Raw genomic sequence first — 21,871 nt, 5'->3', positions numbered from 1 at the left:
TATGAAAATCTCATGAACTAACATTAGCTAAATTATGGCACGGGTTTAGGCAGTATTTTTCTGTCTATTCTCAGCTTGTCGTTTAACCTTTGGGGTTACGGTTTATGCTCGGTTTGTGCTGGCGCGGCGTGTCAGAAAAGGAAAAGCGGCCGTCGTTGCTGATGCTTCTTATTACCTCACAAGAAGAAAGAAACGGCGGCCGCCTCATGATTATCAACCGTCCAGCACCCTCAGTGCCACCCCGACGCTAAGTGGCACGCCTCGACCGGTTTCGGACCGGGTACTACATGTGCCTCACCTGCCGGGGAGATACCTTATTCGAACTCACCGACACCGTCGCGTGCTCAACTACACCGGTGACTGATCTTGCGCACCTGTCACTGGAAGCTAAGCACCACCGCGGACACGGAGCCCTATACGACGCGATCAATTGCGGACACCTCGACACCACCCGGCTGCGGCACCTACTGGCCCACGACTCGGTCCCCACCATCACAGGCCCGGACGGGCGGGACCGCATGGTCATGGCTCTATACCTGTCGAACTGGCTGCGCCCCGATGCGGCCACAAGCCCGGGCAGGTCGTTTTGCCATACCTACCCCAGCACACCCTTGGACTCAATCATCTAGCCTGGATACGGGGGATCTTCTCTGACACTACATTGCTTTCAATCGCGCATGAAGAGAGGCCTAGGAGACTGCTGAATAATGTGTGGTCACTGATGACCCGCCGGGTTCCGGCGGGTCCTCAGTGATATCTCGGTCGTGACTCAGCCCCCGCGGGTCGGGGTTGTTGACAGCCCTCCGGCTTGGTCAAGCGGTGATTGCCCACGCCCCGTCTGTGCGGGTCAGCCCCAAGGTAATCAACCGACGTAGATTCACACCCGCGACCCGGGTATGCAACCACGCGTTATTCTTGGTCACACCCCGGTACCGCAGCCGGCGAGCCCCTCGGGTAATCCACGCCAGGGAACGCTCCACCATCGGCCGGTACCGACGATAGGTCTGCTGAAACCAGTCCAGGGTGGCAAACCACCGCTGCCGACGCAACAGCAGATCATGGGCACTCACCACCAAGACCTTCCCCTTGACCGCAGTCGTACACCGCGCCCGCAGCTCACAGTCCCGGCATACCGCCTTGAAGTTCACTTTCCCGGACGGGGTGATCACCCGGGTATGCCCGACCGGACACGTCACCGTGCCCGCGTTATCATCATGACGGAAATCATCAACAGTAAACCCACCAGGGACCGCCGATGGCAGCGGCCACGGCTTGATCACCGGCATCAGCTGGTGATCCTGTAGGACACGCAGCATCACCCCGGCCCCATAGGCGGTATCGCCCAGGATCGCGACCGGTCCTGCCTGCCGGGATACCTCCAGGGTCTGATCCCCTGTGACCAGCCGGGCCCCGACACTGTGATCGGCTCCGTCGATACCGGCAGCCGTAGTCATGTCCACTGCCGTAGCCAGGCCGGTATCCGGTTCCACAACGATATGGGCCTTGAACCCATCTTGTCGGTGTGCTCTGGTTTTGTGAGCATGGCGGGACTCCGGGTCCACGGTAGAAATTACCCGGTCCGGGGCTACTTTCCGTGCAATGCGCCAGCGTCCGTCGGTGCCGTTGGAACCTTCAGCGGGTTCCACGTCCTGGCCGGCGACCAGGCCGAGTAGGGCCACCGCATCGGCCTGGGGGCCACCGGTGGTGGTGATCGCCTCGACATCGAGGGCCCCGAACAGGACCAGAGCATCACCGACCAGGGCTGAAACCAGCTCTTGTTGAGCAGTCTCGTCATCCCAGTCAATGGGTGGTTTCCCGGTGGGGGTGTAGTCCTGGCCGGTCACCGCCGGGTATCGGTGGCACACCGTCGGGATGAGGATGGCGGCACCATCGACGGTGCGGCCGACCTTACGGATCTGGGATATAAGCTGGGTGATGGTGTCCTGGCGGGCCACGGCATCATCGAAGACGGTGGAATCCACCGCACGCAGGCGTTTGTTCGACAGGATCCCGGTGGCGGTGATGACCTCGGCCACGGCGTCGAAGATCCGGTTGGGCCGGGTTGAGGAGGCGATCCTGCGGCGCCAGTAGGTCAGGGTTGAGGGGTGGAAACCTGCGTAGTCCAAGGGGAAGCCGCAGGCGGTTTTCCACCGCAGGTCGAAGATCACCGCGTCGGCTGCGTCACGGTCGGAGTAGGCGTAGAGGGCCTGGAGTAACATCACCGCGGCCATCTGGGAGCCGGGGAGGGAACCACGTCCCAGGCCGGAGGGAAACAGGTCGGCGAAGTCATCTTCTGCGAAGACTTCTCGTCGGTGGTCTCGGAGAAAGCCGAAGATGCTGCCTTCGGGTAGGAGGTGGCCGATGGTTGCGGAGCTGGTGTCGGCCTGGTGGGACTCGTGTCCGTGCATGAACATAATTATCCCGGATACCTACTGTGTTGCGGTAGGGGTCCGGGATAATGAATCCTACTTATTCAGCAGTCTCCTAGGCATCAAATCCCACCAGACCATTCTGGCGGATGATTCGGACAAAATCAGTCAAATTAGTGGAAACGTAATTCCTAACCGCTGCTTCTACCGAAGAATTCCAATTTTCCTCGGTGAGGCTTTCATTGTCCGATGTCCACTTAATCAAGACCTGGATCTGTTCATCGACATCTACATCAGATTTGCTCAAACTGCTAACTGCTGTAAATACATCAGGCTTCGCGATCAGATGACCTGAATCCTTAGTGGCAGCGGTTACGGCGCTCCAATTCCCCATCTGCATGGTAAGCAACAAGTCCTCATAAAAAGTGCTGGGAACTTCAGTAGTTATACGGCCCCAAAGGGGAATGTTCTGTTCGCTAGGGTTATTGAGAATTCGAATCCCAGCCGCTCTCAAGCCCTGAGTTAAATCTTTTTCAAACTCGTTTTTTAGGTTCTTCACGGCAATAGCTGATGGACGAATAGATTGACCCAGAATAGAATTAACTATTGAATCTGTTAAGAAATCAACCTCAAGCCCGTACACCCTTCCAGCGCCAGCCTCAACTGGAAACCCAAGAGAGCGTGCGAGGATTTCATATCTAACTTGAGCTGTGTAAGAGCGGCTGATCCTGCGCAGCTGGGTCCATACGACATCAAGTCGGTCAGAAGGATTCAGCCTCCAAGCTTCTGTCAGGGCGCGTAATTCCAACGAACTTAGCGAATTCAGGAAGAGTCCAGGAAACCAATTATCCACGGCCTTACCGCCTGGCAACATCACTGGAATGCCACGGGCGCCTGCAATCAAAGCTTCTGTAGGTATTATTTCTTCATTCGGTGCGTTAACGATCGCCATATCGTAACTGCCGAGCAAGTCTCGATGGTTTAACCACTCCTCGTCAAAGATCTCGTCACCGTTGGCGTCGCGAACAGCGGAACGATGGAGTCGACCGTTATCTCCTGTCGCGATCACAGCCCCAGGAAGATCTTTAAGCACAGGGACTAATTCTGATATTGGCCCATTCTGAAGAACCCTTGAATGAGTTGATTGACCTGTGAGCAGAGCAACGCCGTTGGTTGGCGCGTTTCGTGTCTGGTTCTGATATGGATTCTGATTCTTTACATCGAGGAATGCAGGAAGAACACCGATATGGAGATGTTCAGTTTCCGGTGAATTCACAATACTTGAAGTCACTGAATAATCAGCAGTTAACAGAGTCTCAAAGTATTTGACATTAGGCCGAAACTGTTCAAATGATTCTGAAGTGCCTGGGTTCCACATAACCGTTCTAATACCCCGGGTCTTTGCGGCATTCAGAAGTTCACGTAGGTCTCGGGAATTTTGGTTATCAACATGAGCTATTCCGTCACGCCAGCTCAGCCCGCCTGCTTCTAGGGATGCCTCAACAAAAATAAAATCAAATTCGTTTTGATCCAATTGTGAGGACCACCACGATCTAGATATTGGCGTAACATCCATCAAGGAATCTATGGCATCAACCGTTGGCGTTGAGGCAATAATCCCGCAATGTAGAACCGCAAGCCCCGGGAAAGGAACAATGTTGTCCTCGAAAACTTTGGCGGCGTTTTCGTGCGCTTCGAGCATGTGGTGACCAATCGCTTCCCAAGTTCGCTCAGCTTCGATCCACTCTCGGGCTCTCTTCGCCATTTGAGAACTCTCACGTGGGTTTTCAATCTGCTGCTGTAAGATGTCCGCGAAATGCTCTGGATTATCAGCTTCAAATAACGCAGCGCGCAGTCCGCTTTCTCCTGCTAACTCGACGTTAGGCGCAACGTCTGATAGAACAGTCGGTCGGCCAGAAGCAAAGGCTTCCAAAGGTTTTAAGGCTGACACCAACTCAGTAATTACGGTGGATGCTCGCGGCGTTACCACGATGTCACAGAGATTTAGGAACTTCGGTATTTGGTCTTGAGGAAGACGGCCCAGGAACTTTACACAGTCCATGCCGCTTTCTACTACAAGTTGACGAAGCCTTTCTTCAGTGTTTCCTGAGCCAGCAAAGACTACTCGATGGTCTACACCTCGCTCTACCAGAATCTTCGATGCCTCTAGGAGCGATTCAAGCCCCTCGTACTTGACCATACTTCCAGCAAAGCCAATCGTAGGCACTCCAACTGTTAGATCTAACTGACGCGCTAGCTTTAGATCGGGACGACGGGGGGAGAATAGAGTGGGATCAACTGCGTTAGGAGCAAGTCGGATTCTATCTGCTTTCACGCCCCGCGCAATAAGTTCCTCTGCCACTTGTTTAGTTATTGCAAGCACCATATCGGCTTCGCGCACTAATCGCGATTCGATGTCTCTCATCATCGTATAACGTTCAGTGTGTGCAAATTTGGGGTCGTTTGAAACACCTGTGACTTCCCAGAGACCGCGAACTTCATAGACGAATGGCACCCCCAATCGGCGAGCCGCTATCAGCGCAGGCAAGGCTGCACGATAGCTCGATGCTGCTTGGATAGAACTCGGTCTTTGTATGAGAGCTTCTTGAACAAAGGCATCAGCAGCTTGTTCGATATGCACATTTGGAGCAAATGCGGACATATTGCCATTGGGAAGGTGGACATAATCGATGCCATCTATTTCTACAACCGAACGAACTTCCTCCGGAACAGGCACATCAGTTTTCCAGTCCCATGGATACCCTGCACGTGCGACAACAACTACGTCACCGCCCGCTGCCTTGAGTCCATTGGCTACTCCTCGAGTTCGGGTAGAGTACCCGTTTGAGTTAAAAGCAGGTGTGGAATAAACACAATACATAATCTTACCGCTGATAGGTGGGTAAACCACTCCCCTGGCTCGCTCCGGTATAGTTACTCCGCCTGTGAGCAGTTCTAGTTCGCCGTAAACTCGCCGCCTTTGAGCCTGGCCTGTCTTTCCAACACGTGAGGCCAAAACAGGATGCTGCTCCACAAAGTCAATAGACTTGGTTATCGAACCTACCTTCTCCCAAAGCCGTTTCATTTCAGCACTAAATTCGGCAGCATTCGCCGCTATTACTTGGACTTTTTCATTTTGTGTCATTAGTTTCTCCAGCCAATAGGGGTTTATTGCAATAGTCGGAATTATCTCAGAATGCGGAGCTGCTTAATCGTCATATCTGGAGCGTTCTTTGCCCACTTGCGGATCCTTAAACCGACGCACGCAATAGCTTCTGGGAAATCAACAGCCATAGTAACTGGCTTATCATCAGGGCTTAAAACTAAGTACTTGTAATATCCGACGTTCGGATTTTGAGAGAGGAAAAATCCAGGAACCGAGCCACGAACTTTTCCAGCTCTATTATCTGTGCTAACTAGGTCAAACGATATCAAATACTGCTTTTCGCTGAAATGCGTCCAGTCTTCGACGGCAAGCTCAAGAATCATCTTTCCTGACTTTGCAGGAATCTCAAGTCTAAGCTCGTCGGCGATACGCACCTGTTCGCGAAGGAGTTCTACGGGCTTTGAATCTAGCAACCCTCGCACTCGATCAACCTCATTACGAAGCATTGACATCCGCTCATCAACTGCGGAGAAAGCCGCTAAGCGCGTTTTCTTCGCAAGTGCGTCTGCCGTTCTGGGAATTTCTTTCACAACCGCTGCCATAGCCCTGGATACACTTGAAAAGTAATCCATCACTTCAAACCTCGTGGAACCGACTTCCCCACGATCAAACCAGGCACTGGGAATACGGAGAGAGTCCGCGATGGCGAGCCCCACCACATTGTCGCTAATAATGTAATCCAACTTCGCGATATACTCTATCGTTTCTATTAAACCAATTTCTTGAAAACTCGAAAGTGGAATTACAGTTGCTGCTAGTGCATTTAAGGACTTTTCTGTGGTTGAATTTGTTTCAAAATTACGGTCGGCCACATCCAGAATTATTCCAAGTCCGTTTCCACCACGAGCGACCTCACCAAGTAAATCAACCGCTAAAAGCGCGGGATCCCCCACAGTCGCAGATCTTTCTACTACTGCGGGCAAGCGGTTCAAGGTTAGATATCCGCGGACAGCTGAGAAGTCCAGGGCGGAATCGGTAGGAATCCTATCAAGTGGTGCTTTGAACCCCGATCCAAATACAATTGTCCTTCTTTTAGTATCGTCACCGTGATCCCCATCTACTGTCACAAGATCGTCAGACGGACTTACTATTATATTTAGAGCTTCATCATCGCGCAGGGACTGATTGCCAAAATATTCTCCGAATAGAGCCTTGTAAAAACCGTCTGATGCACTGTCGGAATTCAGACCGAAATAGTTAATTTTTTCCATTGGTATTCTCCTAAAATTTCTGTCTAGAACACTATCAAATTACACCTATCCGGTGGCATCATTCGCAGGACAAAGTCTTTGCGGTTACTTTGTATTTGTACTCCGGACTACGTTTATAAAGTTTACTTAACCGTAAACCACAGAGTTGATCCTTGGAACCTACTCCGGATCCCATTTGCCTTCTCCGAGAATAGCGCCGGATTTACATATTGAAAATGCTAACACTAAGTGGATTCCCGAACGGGGCTAAAACTAGACGTTAATCTTCCAACCGTGGGCACTTATCAAAATAAGACATGCCTGTTCCTTAATGTGTCCTAAATAATGGGGATAGCTGCTGGGCAAAGTCATGATTTAACTTCCATATTGTGTTCACATGTTTCTTAAGGATGTTGCTGCCAGAATTCCAGGATACCTGGTGACCACGAAACGGGGTTAGGCCCAATGCCGTTCGGTTAAGGGGGTGGGGTGGTTGTCAAGACCTGAGTTTCCACGGTGGCCGGGTACGTTCGCTGGTCCACATCTCGCCCCTTCGCCGGATACTTCGACATCGCTCTTTTCACCACCCTGATCCGGGTACGTACCCGCCGCTTCGGCATCACCTGGTCCAATAATCGCAGACCGATCCGACCAACAAACCCCACCACACTACGGTCAGTACTGCCGGTAAACCCTAAAACAACCTGGTCACGGGCAACAGAGATAGCCACGCTAAACGACAACCTCACCGGCGGTATATCAAGGGTGAGCACACTATCGGCCATCACAATCCGGATGACCTGATACAACACCAACACCGCCCACACTTCCCGCTCCACAGCCTGCGGGTAGCGCCTGCGCTCGTCAAGTTTTTGAGACAGCTTGATTGATTTTTCTTCTTACGCTGCTGCTAATCCATACTGCTGTTGATATGCGGTCAAAGCATTCGCCGGTGACAGTCCCTGGTTATTGCTATGCGGGCGGCGCCGGTTGTACCAACCCTCGATATATTCCATCACCGCTGTACGTGCCGAGAGGTGATTCTTAAAGTCGTAATGGTGATACATTTCGGTCTTCAAGTGTGAGAAGAAATTCTCCGCCACTGCGTTATCCCAACACACCCCGGTCAATCCCATGTACTGGGTGATCTTGTTGCCTGCACACCATGCCTGGAACTGCTCGGAGGTGTATTGCGATCCTCTATCGGAGTGAAAAATTGCGCCCTCAGGATGAAGACGCCCATGATCACGGGCCATAGCCAGCGCGTTGATCACCAACGGTGTGCGCATATTGGAATCCATAGACCACCCCACCACCATCCGCGTAGCCAAATCGATCACGGTAGCCAAGTACAGCCACCCGGAACCCGTCTTTAAGTACGTAATGTCACCAACGAGCCTGGTCCCAGGCACGGTAGCGGTAAAGTCTCGTTTCCCGTGGCTATCGAGCATATGATTTTTAATATGCTCGGTCCGGGCAGAAGGGTCACTGACCGTGGTGTTCTTCCAGGCCCGCATTCGTCTGGCACGCACTCCTAATTCGTTCATAATTGATCCCACAGTCCCAGTAGAAACTTTGACACCACGCTGGTTGAGCAACGTGGTCAGCTGATCCCTGCCAGCCATCTGGTTGCTTTTTTCAAACTCCTGGGCAACCTCAGCCCTGAGTTCTGAATGCCTTATGGCTGTCGGAGTCAGACCCGCAGGCTTGGCCCACCGGTAATACGACGCTCTGGACACGCCCAACTTTGTGCACATCCATGTAATGGGAAAGACGGCCTTCTCTTGCTCGATGAACGCTGAGAGATCCTCTACAGGTGCTTCGGCTTCCAAAGAAGGCGCTGGCTTTTCCCAAAAACTCGTTTTCCCGTTTCAACGCGGCGTTCTCAGCCTGCAGGGCCTTGTATTTCGCCCATTCGACTGGGCCTGGTTCATCCACACCGGCGTCTGGGTGCTCGGCCTTCCAGGTTCTTACCCACGCGCCCAGTGTTCCTTCTTTGATACCCAACTCGCTTGCCACATCTTTGATGGAGCGCCCTGAGGAGACGACGAGTTGTACAGCTCCTGCTTTGAACTCTTCGGTGAAGATACGGCGATTCGACATGGTACTAATTCTCCTAGACCCTGTCTCAAATCACCATACGGGCGCAGTTCCCGGGTGGAAAAGTTACGGTCCCCCAGCAGTAACATTCCAGGTGATAATGAGCTGATCAGCTGGTGGGTATAGGCCAGTTCACTGACCCTGTCTGGACCGTACACTGCGTTGATGATACTTCTGGTGCCTGTAGCGACCAACGCCACGATACGGATCTGGGATAGCCGGCCTGACCGTTTGCCCCAGCCCGGGGTTTAGGAAACATCATGTGGTTGGCATCAGTATCAGCAACTGGAATCTGGGTGCCGTCCACGGCAACCACAAGTCGTCCGGCGAACCTGTCGATGGACTCATTCCTGGTGATGGCAGGGCCTGAAAGAAGATCAAAGAGATTGCGCAACGGTGCCGGCCCGACTCGTCGCATGGCCTGGGAAATTGATGAGGCAGCTGGTGGTATTAAGGGATGTGGCAGTGAGGCTGTTAACCGGTTGTAGACCTGGCACCAGCCCAGGTCAGCGAAAAAACCCCAGCGAGAAGTAGGTAGATCACCTGGGGCGAGGGAAGACGGCGTGTGCGGTGGTGGCGGCCGAAGGTGTCATCAAGGGCCGCGTCGACCATGTCGGGTGGGATGATGGTGGTCAGTTCCCCGAGGTGCTGGGGTGAGTACCGTTTTGTTCGGTGGGGTGGCAGAATTAGTCACTGTAGCCCTTGCTTGAAGTGTGATCTGTCCTGGTAGACGATCTACTTTTAGTAGGGGCTACACCCATATTTTGTGTGCCACGCCGGGGTTGACATTAATTCATTGTTCTTAACCGAACGGCATTGGGGTTAGGCCCTATTCTTTCACCCTACAATCCAAAGCGACTGGGCCCTCAATTCAGAATGCGCTTCAAGTATTCACAGAAGAACTGTTGTACAATTTACTAGCATCAAATTCGTTTAGTGATTTTTGTTTTGATGCTCTTAACGGAACCAGGAGCACGATGCTTCCCTAAGAGCTCACCAACTGAAAAGGTAACTCTGAAACATGACTGACCCCTCTGTAGCTTTTGTTGGACTCGGATACATTGGTCTTCCCACTGCAGTTGTGCTGGCCAACAGCGGCATTAACGTAACCGGGGTTGACGTTAATGCAGACAACATCCAGCGAATCAACCAAGGCATCATCACGATCGTGGAACCAGGATTGGAAGAAGGACTAAAAACTGCTCTTGAATCCGGCAAGTTCCGCGCAACCACCAATATGGTTCACGCTGACGCATACATCGTCGCAGTGCCGACGCCGTTCACTGATGACTACAACGTGGATATGAAGTTCATCTACTCGGTTGCTGAATCCATCGCACCGAAGCTTGAAGGCGATGAGCTTGTCATCCTCGAGTCCACTTCCCCACCGAATACTACCCGTCGCATGGCAGAAAGGATTCTGGAGCTTCGCCCGGATCTTATCGCTGATGGTAAGCCCAACCCAGAGAACAAACCGGTTCTTTACTTTGCGCACTGCCCTGAGCGAATCCTCCCAGGTAAGGCCATGGAGGAATTGATTACCAATGATCGAATTATCGGTGGTGAAACAGAGGAAGCGACCCGTCGTGCTAAGGAGATTTACGCATCGTTCTGTACCGGTGAGCTGCTGTCCACCGATGCTGTGACTGCTGAGATGGCAAAGCTCACTGAGAACTCGTTCCGCGACGTGAACATCGCTTTTGCCAATGAGCTTTCCCTCATCTGTGACAAGGTAGGCATCAATGTCTGGGAATTGATCGAACTGGCAAACCACCACCCGCGCGTCAACATCCTTCAGCCTGGTCCCGGTGTCGGAGGCCACTGCATTGCCGTGGATCCGTGGTTCATCGTTGCCGCAGATCCAGAGAACTCACGTCTGATCCGCACCGCGCGCGAAGTCAACGACAACAAACCAGAGTGGGTCATCCAAAAGGTCGCAGAAGCACTCACTGGCAGCCAGCCCAACACCGTGAAGATTGCAACCCTTGGTCTCGCGTTCAAGGCAGACATTGACGACCTCCGCGAGTCCCCTGCTCTTAACATCACGAAGGAGCTGGCCGCTCGTTTCCCAGAGCAGACCATTCTGGCGGTAGAGCCTAACGTGGAAAAGCTCCCAAACGACTTCGATGGCAAAGCGAACGCTGTACTGACTCCTTATGAGCAGGCTATTGCTGACGCCGATATCGTGGTCGTACTCGTCGATCACCGCGAGTTCAAGGAAGTCAGTGCAACTCAGCTAAAGGGCAAGACAATCATCGATACGAAGGGGCTCTGGCTCTAAAGCTAGATCCTTAGCGTTCCACCCCTCCAGACAAGACATCCCGCACCTAAAAACTCTTAGGTGCGGGATGTCTTCCATATGAAGGGCAAACTTCTAATACGTTAGCCAGCAAGTAGACTGAGGATACGATCCGCTACCTGGTCTGCCTCAAAATTCTTCTGTATGAACTGAGAGTAGCCGTTATCTTCCCCATTCCAGTTGAGGATCAGATCAGCCATTTCATCCACATCGGATACGAGCCACTCATCCGGGTAAATTAGGTCAGCACCGTCCCACGCCATAGAAACAGGCAGTGACCCGCTCGCCGCGCCATCAGCAATCGTCAGGTGGAAGGATTCGAAGTCGCTCACGGATATTGCGATGCCAACCTTTGAATACCAACCTGCCATGTCGGAGCCAAATCCATCGAAAATCACTGATCCTGGATTCTTCTCGTTCATTTGCTCAATACGCTTAAACTGTTCCTCGTAGTAGGAAAATTCTTCCTTCCGGTCTCTCTTCATCCATGGATAATCGTTAGGTAGTTTGCCCTTTATCCTCAAGTGATAACGTTCATCCGTCTCTTGGAGCAGCTCCAAAAGGTCTAAAGCACTGTCAATTCTCTTTCGCTGTGGAACCACACCTACAAAACCGATCCCGAAACGGGCATCTTTTGCTTTGGGTTTCTTTAAGCTAGTCGTTAGAACAGCGTTAGGCATTACGGTGGCCTTCTCAGGAGGAACACCGTGAGAAACGATGGCTGACTGTCGAATCAGCTCTCCCACAAAGAGATATTTATCCACCTTAGAATGAGCAATCTTTCGGAGATATGGAAGAGTCAGCTCCTGAAGATGTACTCGCACGATCATTCGCTGGTGGTCCTGAAGATGCTTCGAGTACCACACGGCATTCCCGAGACCCCACTCACAGAAGACCACGTCAGCCAGAGCCAACTTTTCCTTTGAAGTCTTTTCATCGTGCTTAGCATGTCCAGCCCATTGGTCAATATCTACTTCGAGCCCGCGACGTTCAAGCTCCTCGATGAGAAAACCAGCGAACTTTAGATCATGGCCTGCGATGAGGACGCGTGTCCCTGGAACCAGCTCGGATTGCTCAAAATGGTTTATAGCAGAACCGACAGTTTCAGTATCGCCAATAGACTGTGGAAGATGAAGCACCACACCGTCGAGATCTTCGTCCCCGAATTTGGAAACCTTCACCAGGTCATTGCTTTGAGTAGTGCCACTCACCTTTTCTGCAATGAAGTCCTTCGCGGGATCAAACTCTCCATGCAGCGGCCTGATGAAATCCCAATCACCGAAGTTCGTTGCAGTGAGAAGGTCTTCAAAATAGGTGCGGTGGCAACCCGGAATCCAATTTCCTAGGTAATCAACCAGGCTTGCGGCTTCTCCCTTAGTGGCAACTACTCTAATTCCACTTAAGCGAAGCTGTTCGACTGCATCAGGCTCGCTCGATGTAGCTACAAGGAGACGGGGAAGTACTGACTGCTTCGCGATTGAAGACACCACTTCCTTATCAAGGTGCTCAACATTCACTCCATAAGTAGCTGGCTGCGCGGGCGAAACCGACATGCCCACGGTGCGACAAAGCACGGTGAGTGCAGTCCGTGCGGTATGGGCTCGGTAGATCGTACGCATCTGTAACCAGATCTCACGTAGACGGGCCTCATGGTCAGTCACCCAGCTATGGAGGAATGCCCGGTAATCATCAGAGCTATTTGACACTGCGATGGTATTACCGAGCGTCTCCACAATTCCCCGCCCCGCGGCAGAAAGCACGAGGCCTCCAGATGCAGGAATCTCGATGACGCGACGAGAAAACATTGTCGGAGAGTTCGTCACTGAATTCACGTTCAAATGTGCAAGGTGAGTCTTGTAGGATTCAACTACTTCCATATAAGGAATAGCTCCCTGAACTGACCTCTGGTATTTTGCGGGGAATTTATATGGGGAATCAGGGTTGTCAGCTTGACGATCATAGATTTCCAGCCCATGTGGAAGCGCCGCAGCTAGGAGTTTCTCCAAGTCTTTCGAACGATCCGCATAGCGTTTGCCATAATAGGTTCCCGCATAGGAGACTGTGTCGCGAATTTCACGGTCAACCCTCAACGGGTTGTGGATAGAAGGCTGTGCATAGAATGGCAGAGCAGATGCGGTCTTCAGCATGCTTCCTGGGAAGTTGAGATACTTCTCAATCATGTTTGCGTCGGTGGTGGCAACATGGTCAAAAAGAACAGCATTGGGCGCGAACCGGGAGAAGTGAACTGGATCTTCCTTATTCCAGAACACCGTGGGAATTCCCTTCTCCTGGGCAAGACTCAACACGCCGCGCAGGTCTGCGCTTTCCTCATCAGAGTAATAACCCACTCCCCTATGCCATTCAGCATCGTTGCCTTCCCAAGCTGATTCAACAAAGATCAAATCAAATGAGGTCAGCTGAATCTGGTCGCGCCATGTGGTGCGACCAAGCTTTTCCACGTCAAACGTTCCTGCCAGCGTTGTAGCTGTGAATTCGTCGGAAATGAGGCCTACCTTCAAACCATGCACGGGCTTCCCGTCGTGGGCGGTTTGGGCAGACCTTTCGGCGGCCAGGGCGTGCTGTTCCATCATCATCTTGCCGATCATGGTCCACTGGCGCTCTCTGACAGTCCATAGGCGCGCCCTCCTAGCGAGCTCAACCGCAGACTGCTTCTCCTCGATCAAAATCGCGATCTTATCTGCAAGATCCTCCGGGTTCCCAGCCTCGAATAGTTGGGCACGTGAAGAATCTTCCCCTGCAAGATCAATATTAGGGGCAACGTCTGACAGGACCGTCGGTTTTCCAGATGCAAAAGATTCCAAAGGTTTCAGCGGTGAAACCAGCTCAGTGATCTCATTCGAGAGACGAGGACAGGCGACAATGTCGAAAGTACTCATCAGCCGGGGAATGTCTGTCTGCGGTAAACGTCCCAGGAAATGAACGTTAGACAACTTCAGTTTTTTAGCCTGATCTTTTAAGGATGCTTCCGATTCTCCTGAACCGGCAATCACGATCTGATGCGCAACACCACGCCCGCTGAGACGAGCGCTGGCGTCGATAAGCGTTGTCAATCCCTCATACTCAACGATGCTTCCAGCGAAACCGATAGTCGGAACCGTGGGATCAAACTTCTTCGATTTCGCATACTCAGAGTCCTCTGGGAGCGGGAGAAATTCATGAGTATCGACTGCATTCGGCACTACATGAATTTTCTCCCGGGGTATCCCGCGAGCGACCAATTCATCAGCTACCTGGTTAGTAATAGCCAAGACGGTATCAGCTTCGAGAGCAACCAATGTCTCAAGCTCCACTTGGGCATTGAACCGCTCCGAGCCTTTCAACTCCGGCCGCTTGGTGAGCTCAGTAATTTCCCACAACCCGCGCACCTCATACACAAATGGCACTCCTACACGACGGGCAGCAATAAGCGCCGGCAGTGCAGTTCTGTGGTTGGAAGCCGATTGGATGATACTTGGACGAAGCAACCTTGCCTCGCGCACGTAGGAGTCCGCAGCTTTGAGGATATAGTGGTCAAGGCTGTCCCGGTTCAGATTTCCACCAGGCGTATGGACATAAGTGACACCGTTTAGTTCCTCACTATGCCGTTTCTGTCCAGGCTTCTTCGTGTCCACGGAGGAATCCCACGGGTAACCACTTCTGGCGACGACAACTACATCACCGCCCTCTTTTTGCATGCCTTCTGCTACACCCCGAGTTCGAGTTGAGTAGCCATTTGAGTTGAAGATGGGTGTGGAATGCACGGCGTACATGATCCGCTGGTTCTCAGGAGTATATGCACATCCCTGAGAGCGGTTAGGTACCTTCAGTTGACCATTGAATAGCCGATAAGCACCTTCAACACGCTTCTTTAGAATTAATCCTTTATCCGATAACTTGGATGTGTTATCCCCTAATGCCTGGAGAATGGCATACGACTCGCTGATCGAGCCACGGTTGTACCAGGCATCATTCAATTGGCGTTCCACGGAAGGTTGTGGAGTTGCAGAGATGCCTTTCGACTTGGGTTTTACCTGGGGCGCGCGTTCGGGTTCATTTTTTTCTGGAGGATGCGGTAGTGCGAGATTCTGCTTCCCGGCACCCACTTCCAGTTCTTTCACTTTCTTTACTTCAGTGAGGTTTTTCAGAAAGCGTAGTTGTTCCTTGGCCACCCTCTTAGACTTGGTCAGTGCTTGGTTAGAAAACCTATAAGGAGCGGCAACGATCTTTCCCGCCCTCATCGTCGTTGAAGTCCGCAGTGCCACCAACTGTTCTCTAAGCAATCTCACCTGGCGCGTTAGATCGGCAACAGTTTGCTTTTCTGCCTCCAATTCTTCGCGGAGACTCTGAGAAGTTTTTCGTTCGTTATTTAGGGCTTCATGCGCATTTGAAATTCGACGTTTTAAATCAAATCGTTCTTGTTGCCAATCTTTCAGCTTTACGCCACCAGTCTGCGATTCCTGAATAGCCCTCTGAAGCTTGGAATAGACTTTTACAGGATCGTGAGTTGCCTCGGCTATCCTCAGTTTTTCAATTTGGCTGGGATCCCGCACTTCATCTGCATGCATAAAGCGACCTCTCAAAATCAACGGTAAAAAGTGTTCTCTACACTTTACGTCTCATCACTGTTTGAGGCTCATTAGGGAGGAGGTGCACGGTCTATCGCATCCCCTAGATATTCCCCTCTGAGACGTTGAGGCCACGTTGCCAGGTGATCACCACTACGACAGTTGTGTGTCCTCGGACATTATTATGATCACAAAACTTACCCCTACCTTCCCCAGATAGTCTCATGTTAAGCCCCTGCTAGTTCGGCCAGTGTGCCGAAAACACCAGCTACTGGGCTGGGGCTAATATTGAAATTTCAGATCGGTGTCACGCGCTGTGGACCTAAGCAGTCCCTGAAAACAGGTTAAAGGGGTTGGTAGCTGATCCCGTCGTGTAAGCCATTGCCAGTTAATCTCACCGTTACAGAGGTGGTGTCCAGTGGCGCTGTCAATACCACGGACATTCGCTGTGGCTCATCTTTCAGCTCGACCGAATGTGTCCTGACCACGGGGTAGCTACCGGACTCCACCTCAACGGTGAGGATGGCGGTACCGGTACCGGAAACCCAGACCTCAGCTTCATGAGGAACCCCCAGATGATTTAGGGCTCGAGACACCTCGCTTTCCCACTCCCCACGAAGCTCTCCGCCACTTGCATCTGTAAGTAGGTCCCCATAGTCCTCGGGCAGGTCATCCTCAGCCATCAGAATACCGGTGTTAGACAGCACCTCCAGCTGATCTTGATCACGAAGAGACGCAATGTATCCCAGTGACTTATCAAGCTCCTCAGTCGTGAGATACCCCGGAAGATCCAAGTAATTCGGGTGCAGCATCAACGTCACTCCAGTGCCATCGCTGACCGCGCGCCTAACATAGGAGTTGATTCGACCATCAACCTGCTTATCAATGGTGACATGGGCCTGACCAATCAAATTTTGCCCTTTCAGCTCGTGAAAAACACCTGGATAGTAACCACGCACGAAAGCGTGCTGACTTAGCACAAGGCGACCAGGATAGGTCTCGTAGTAATGCTCTGGAGCGAAAGGTGTACGGTCTAGCCCCATATAATCGGATTGCCCAGGTTGCGCCCATCCATCAACCCAAAGTGACGGTAGTCCGGCGCGAAGATCCACCAACCCTTGGGTAATTTCCCGGTCAGCTTCTTCCGCGGAATATACGCTGGTATGCGACCATCCATGGTTCCATACCTCTCCGCCATAGTCATGTGTCATACGCGCGAGCTCATGGAAACTTGTGGCTTCTGATTCGATGAGGTGCCCGGAGTTAATCATCTGCCCCCACGGCAGGCGGTATTTCTCAAGAATTGGCAAGACTTTCACTCTAAAATCATCCAGGTGGTGATCGAAACGCAGTGCGATTGCTGGTTTCCCACCGGTGCCAATGATCTCACCACGTTGCGCTAGCCCTGCTGCTATCACGCTCTCTCTTTGATCCAGGGGTGGAAGAGTGTTTTCAGGCTCGGGGGCAGCCGTTGTTGGCACTTGAGTTGTCGCCTCCGAGGTTGTTTCTGCAGTCGTAGGTGCGCCTGAGAAGGTTGGTTCGGAAGTAGGTGACGGTGGGGTTGTCGGACCATCGACGGAGGTAGCCAAAGTAGTCTCCACTAGTGATGGAATGTTCGTGCTCTCCTCATCATCTAAGCGCGTGGATGAATTACCCGGAATGACCCCGAGAGGGAGGGCGATAGTCAGGAGCAGACCCAGCACTGCGGATACAACCATCGAGATTAGCGAATAATACGCAGGAGGAATACTTTTCATGTGCTTATAATCTCATGCTGTCCCCCTGCGCGGTGTCCCACCCCACTGCCAGCGCGGTAAGTGTGCGAGGGCAGTATCTGCGCAAAGTTTAAGAGCCACAGGAAGATCGGAAGTTTTCAAGTCAAGCGGTACCAGAGGGTGTCAAGAGATTTGTGTGTGGGGCTCCCGGATTTGAAAAGTTAAAGGTAAGCCTCGAAGCGGTCTGGGAACGCCACCGCCATCTGATTAATCGCCTGCTTCCAGTTCGTGACCTTCGTGCCCTCAATCAGCCTGCCACTGGTCGGTGCGACGCGTTTTCCCTGCTTGGCACGTTTCGCAGCCCGCTTATCTTCGATATTGCAGATCATCAACCACAAGGTCTTGATCGCTGAGTCATCATTGGTGAACTGCACCCGATTTCGGGTGGCTTTGCGCAGTTCATTGTTCATCGACTCGATTGAGTTCGTCGTATAGATCACCTTCCGTGCCATGGGTGGGAACTGCAGAAACGGGATGAACCGATCCCAGGCATCACGCCAGACCTTCGCCGATTGTGGGTACTTGACTCCCAGTTCAGATGCTTCAAACTCCTCCAACGCCGTGCGTGCGGTGTCTTCTGTGGGGGCAGTGTAGATCTTCCTCAGCTGGGCCGATACGGCCTTGCGATCGCCGTAGGCCACCCACCGGTTGGCTGCCCGGATCAGGTGCACCACGCAGGTCTGGACCATGGAATCCGGTAAGGCTTGCTTCCACGGCCTGCGGCAAACCTTTAAGCCCATCGCAGCACACAACGAAGACATCGTTGACTCCCCGGGATGCTAGGTTGGCGCAGACATGAGCCCAGAATGAGGCTCCTTCTTCCTTAGCCTGGATCCACCGATGTAGTTCGGGTTCCAGCGGCGTGGGAATAAAAGAGATGCCCTTCTGGGCTGGGATAATACGACTTGTCGAAGGTCCGTATCCCCAATTCAGGAGGGCATCTCTCAGATGCAACTATCTCACACCCTTGCTGCGGTGTCAGCATCATTCGACGACCCGAACCTCGTGTCGGCCGCCGGCCTGGTCCCGATCATGCGCCTGGCCGACGAAGCCGGGCTGACTGCCCTGGCCCAGGACCGGTTGAGCGTACCGACCGACAAAGGCGCGAACGCAGGGGCCAAGATCGCCACACTTGTCGGCGGGATGACCGCCGGTGCCGACTCCATCGACGACATGGACCTTGTGCGCCACGGCGGCATGAGCACACTGTTCGACCGGATCTACGCCCCGTCCACACTGGGGTCGTTCCTCCGGGCGTTCACCTTCGGGCACGTCCGCCAGCTCGACGCCATAGCCTCCCGATTCTTGGTAGGTCTGGCTGCACAGGCCCCGGCCCTGGCGCCTGCTACCAGCAGTAACTATGTCTTCGTCGATGTCGACGACACGATCATCGAAGTCCACGGCCATAAAAAGCAGGGCTCCGGCTTCGGCTACTCCAAGGTCCGGGGCCTCAACGCCCTGTTGGCCACGGTGACCACGCCTGAGTCGGCGCCGGTGGTCGTGGCCCAACGACTACGCCGTGGCTCCTGCGGGTCCCCACGCGGTGCTGGGCGCCTGATCGCCGATGCGATCGCCACCACCCGACGCCTGCCGGGCTTGCAGCAACAGAAGATCCTCCTGCGCGCGGACTCCGCGTACTACGGCCACCCGAGTATCAGTGCCGCCATCAACGCCGGGGCGGATGTGTCGGTCACCGCCCGGATGACCAGCACCGTCAAACATGCCATCGCCACGATTCCCGACAACAGGTGGCAGACGATCCAGTACACCGACGCGATCTTTGACGAAGACACCCAGCGCTGGATCTCCTCGGCCGAGGTCGCCGAAGTACCGTTTATCGCGTTCAGCTCCCAGAAGAAGGCCCACCAGGTGCCCGGCCGCCTGGTCGTGCGCCGGATTCCGGAGCTGAACAAGAAGGATGTCGATCAGCCGGGGCTGTTCGACCTGCACCGGTTCCACGCGGTGTTCACCACCGCAGATTCTCAGCTGCTGGACACCGTCGCCGCCGACAAAACCCACCGACAGCACGCCGTGATCGAACAGGTCAACGCGGATGTGAAGGCCAGCGCCCTGGCGCACCTGCCGTCGGGGAAGTTCACCGCCAACGCCGCGTGGCTCGTCTTGGCGGTGATGGCGTTCAACCTCACCCGCACAGCCGGTGCCATCGCCGGTACCGGGCTGGCCAAGGCCACCACCACGACGATCCGGCGCGCCGTCGTTACGGTTCCCGCCCGGATCGCGCGCAGCGCCCGGCGGCTGGTCCTGCACTTACCTGAAAGCTGGCGGTGGGAACCGCAGTGGACTCGGCTGTTCGACCACACTCACTCCCCGCAGCCTGACCGCCCAGCCGACCCCTTCAGCGTGAGATGACAACAATTCGTGGAACAACCAGAACAAAGCGTGATCTGGGGACTGTCTCTGCTCGAAAACTCCGGACGTGCCCGACACCGAAATCAACCGCTCATCAAGGGCACATCGGTGGATCGAGGCTTAGCCAACCAGATACCCAGGATGTGCTTGATCCCATCCATATCCACCCCGATGGCGAGGTAGGCGGATTTGTTGACCACCCGGCCCCCGTCACGGACTTTGATGCGTAGCGCATCAAGGAAAATCACTGGGTAAAAGTCATCGAGCTGGCGGTTTTGCCAGATCATCACCTCATCCAAGACGGCATCCGTGATCGCGGAGATCGTCTCGTGGGAAATATCGACCCCCATGGAGGTGATCATGTGGTGCTGGATATCGCGGACAGTCATGCCACCGGCATACAAGCTGATGATCATCTCACTCGACGTCGGTGAGCCGGCGTGAGCCTTTGGGCACCATCGTGGGTAGGAAAGAGCCGTTGCGGTCCCTGGGAACTGTCACATCGACGGGACCGTAGTTGGAATCCACGCGCTTGGGGCAGTCACCGTTGCGGTGATTGCCTTGGTCAGCGGCTGTTTTTGCATCCCGGTCACCGTGCTCGTAGCCGAGGTGGGCATCCATTTCAGCGTTCAGGCCACGGTTGATTTCAGGCCTGGAGCAGGCCCCTGACCAGGTCATTGGCATCGGTGGTGGAGGCGGGCGAGCTCACCGATGAGCTTCGCCATTTCAGGATTGGCGAGCAGTTTCTCTTCGATTGCTTTGATCCGTGCTTCAATCTTCTGGGTCTCGTTTAGCCACGGTAGTCATTCTGGTTTATCTCCTTGATGTGAGGGGATTCCCTCACACACAAACCATTAGACACTCTCTTTCATGATCAAACATTACGCCCCATAAATATCACTCCACAAGAGCTAACGAAGTACTACTAGGGCTTCGTCCAGGTAATCCGCGACATGCGGGAACTTCTCCTGACAGAACTCCACCACATCCCTCGCCTGGGCCCACACCGCCTGGGCATCAGATTGTTGGAAGATGGTGTGAAACATCGCCGATAACGTCGGCCGACTTAAGTTTTCGACACCATGCCAGATAAATTCTTGGAAAAGTGGGTGCGGCACCGCTGCCAGGACGCGTTCGGCAACACCTCCCCAATCGCGTGCTGGATTCCCAGGTGGGCATCACTGGTGACCAGGTAGACCCCGTTAAGACCTCGTGCTTTTAGGTCGCGGAAGAACCCGGTCCACGACGCCACTGACTCGGACGTGGCGACCTGCATGCCCAATAGTTCCCGATACCCTTCGGCGTTGACACCAGTCGCTAGCAGGACGGAGGTTTTCACCACCCGGCCACCTTCCCTTACCTTCATGGTGAGGGCGTCGCAAGAAACATACAGGTAGGGGCCGGTATCAAGTGGTCTAGTGCGGAATTCTTCAACCATGACATCAAGATCCTTAGCCATCTCTGACACCTGGGACTTCGACAAGTTGTTGATGCCCAGGCTGGCGACCAGGTCGTTCATCCTGCGGGTAGACACGCCCTTCAGATAACACGTGGCGATCACGGTGGTCAGGGCCCGTTCGGCCCGGGTGCGACGTTCCAGCAACCAGTCGGGGAAGAACGAGCCCGTGCGCAGTTTCGGGACCGCGACATCGACAGTGCCGACGCGGGTGTCGAAGTCGCGGTGCAGGTCACCCGTTGCGGGTATTAACCCGGTCCTGGGAAACGGTGGCGTAATCAGCGCCGCAGACCTGGTCAGCTTGGGTGGACAGGATCTGGTTGATGAAACCTTGAAGCATGTCGCGCATCAGGTCGGGGGATGCTTGAGCGAGTAGTTCGTCGAGATAGGTGGTGGGGTCGATAGAATAGGGCGAGGCGGCCATTGTGGGTGTTGCCTTTCGAGGAGATGTGAGAGTTGATTCGAAAGGTACCTGCGGTGGTCGCCCCTTATCGTCTTTGGGGTCACTTACCGGCAGTTACAGATACACCACGCTAATGGACACTGATAATGGGAGTGCGGGACAAGAACCATCCGGAATG

Annotated in this window: 11 protein-coding genes and 3 pseudogenes; 3 read left to right on the top strand and 11 right to left on the bottom strand. The window is 53.6% G+C overall.

Features of this window, described 5'->3' with window-relative positions; translation table 11 throughout:
- Positions 1 to 287 precede the first annotated feature (287 nt).
- On the top strand, positions 288 to 629 hold the full coding sequence (locus CFAEC_RS14280) for a transposase (protein ID WP_353960124.1): 342 nt from the start codon (positions 288 to 290) through the stop codon (positions 627 to 629).
- A gap of 183 nt (positions 630 to 812) precedes the next feature.
- Here CFAEC_RS14280 and CFAEC_RS05185 read toward each other — a convergent pair whose 3' ends face one another.
- From CFAEC_RS05185 to CFAEC_RS14270, 6 genes are all read right to left on the bottom strand, one after another.
- Entirely contained in the window at positions 813 to 2,408 is a 1,596-nt protein-coding gene (locus tag CFAEC_RS05185) for an IS1182 family transposase (protein WP_290279425.1), read from the bottom strand.
- A gap of 76 nt (positions 2,409 to 2,484) precedes the next feature.
- Positions 2,485 to 5,514, bottom strand: a complete 3,030-nt coding sequence (locus CFAEC_RS05180) for a glycosyltransferase family 4 protein (protein WP_290279423.1) — start codon at positions 5,512 to 5,514, stop codon at positions 2,485 to 2,487.
- A gap of 41 nt (positions 5,515 to 5,555) precedes the next feature.
- Positions 5,556 to 6,746, bottom strand: a complete 1,191-nt coding sequence (locus CFAEC_RS05175) for a glycosyltransferase family protein (protein WP_290279421.1) — start codon at positions 6,744 to 6,746, stop codon at positions 5,556 to 5,558.
- A gap of 878 nt (positions 6,747 to 7,624) precedes the next feature.
- Positions 7,625 to 8,828, bottom strand: a protein-coding gene (locus CFAEC_RS05170; RefSeq protein ID WP_290279418.1) for an IS3 family transposase whose coding sequence is annotated in 2 segments (ribosomal slippage) — positions 7,625 to 8,552 and positions 8,551 to 8,828 — 1,206 coding nt in all. Because the reading frame shifts where the segments join, the coding sequence is not laid out codon by codon here.
- A 106-nt stretch (positions 8,829 to 8,934) separates the two neighbouring features.
- Positions 8,935 to 9,330, bottom strand: coding sequence for a hypothetical protein (locus tag CFAEC_RS14275; RefSeq protein WP_353960123.1), 396 nt, complete (start codon positions 9,328 to 9,330; stop codon positions 8,935 to 8,937).
- On the bottom strand, positions 9,300 to 9,509 hold the full coding sequence (locus CFAEC_RS14270; protein ID WP_353960122.1) for a transposase domain-containing protein: 210 nt from the start codon (positions 9,507 to 9,509) through the stop codon (positions 9,300 to 9,302). Before CFAEC_RS14270 ends, CFAEC_RS14275 begins: the two co-directional genes overlap by 31 nt.
- Before the next feature lie 337 nt (positions 9,510 to 9,846).
- Between CFAEC_RS14270 and wecC the strand changes: the two genes are divergently transcribed.
- Complete coding sequence (gene wecC / locus CFAEC_RS05165) at positions 9,847 to 11,106, top strand: UDP-N-acetyl-D-mannosamine dehydrogenase (RefSeq protein WP_290279416.1); 1,260 nt, start codon at positions 9,847 to 9,849, stop codon at positions 11,104 to 11,106.
- A gap of 101 nt (positions 11,107 to 11,207) precedes the next feature.
- Here wecC and CFAEC_RS05160 read toward each other — a convergent pair whose 3' ends face one another.
- The 3 genes and pseudogenes from CFAEC_RS05160 to CFAEC_RS05150 all read right to left on the bottom strand — a co-directional run.
- The gene (locus tag CFAEC_RS05160) at positions 11,208 to 15,689 is read right to left on the bottom strand and encodes a glycosyltransferase (RefSeq protein WP_290279415.1); all 4,482 of its coding nucleotides are present in this window, start codon (positions 15,687 to 15,689) and stop codon (positions 11,208 to 11,210) included.
- A 344-nt stretch (positions 15,690 to 16,033) separates the two neighbouring features.
- A complete protein-coding gene (locus tag CFAEC_RS05155; protein ID WP_290279413.1) occupies positions 16,034 to 17,107 on the bottom strand; it encodes a polysaccharide deacetylase family protein in 1,074 nt (357 codons plus the stop codon).
- Positions 17,108 to 17,625: 518 nt separating this feature from the next.
- Positions 17,626 to 18,301 (bottom strand): annotated as a pseudogene (locus CFAEC_RS05150) (IS256 family transposase); the annotation flags it as partial.
- A 111-nt stretch (positions 18,302 to 18,412) separates the two neighbouring features.
- On the opposite strand from CFAEC_RS05150, the gene CFAEC_RS05145 reads away from it, so the two are divergent.
- Positions 18,413 to 19,834, top strand: coding sequence for an IS1380 family transposase (locus CFAEC_RS05145; protein ID WP_290278605.1), 1,422 nt, complete (start codon positions 18,413 to 18,415; stop codon positions 19,832 to 19,834).
- Between the two features lie 122 nt (positions 19,835 to 19,956).
- Here the strand turns inward: CFAEC_RS05145 and CFAEC_RS05140 are convergent.
- Both CFAEC_RS05140 and CFAEC_RS05135 read right to left on the bottom strand, forming a co-directional pair.
- A pseudogene (locus tag CFAEC_RS05140) lies at positions 19,957 to 20,641 on the bottom strand (IS256 family transposase); the annotation flags it as partial.
- Positions 20,642 to 20,760: 119 nt separating this feature from the next.
- Positions 20,761 to 21,714, bottom strand: a pseudogene (locus tag CFAEC_RS05135) (IS256 family transposase); the annotation flags it as partial.
- Between the last annotated feature and the right edge of the window lie 157 nt (positions 21,715 to 21,871).

The organism is Corynebacterium faecale, from assembly GCF_030408735.1.
Classification (GTDB): Bacteria; Actinomycetota; Actinomycetes; order Mycobacteriales; family Mycobacteriaceae; genus Corynebacterium; species Corynebacterium faecale.
This window is presented reverse-complemented; position numbering and strand designations above follow the sequence as displayed.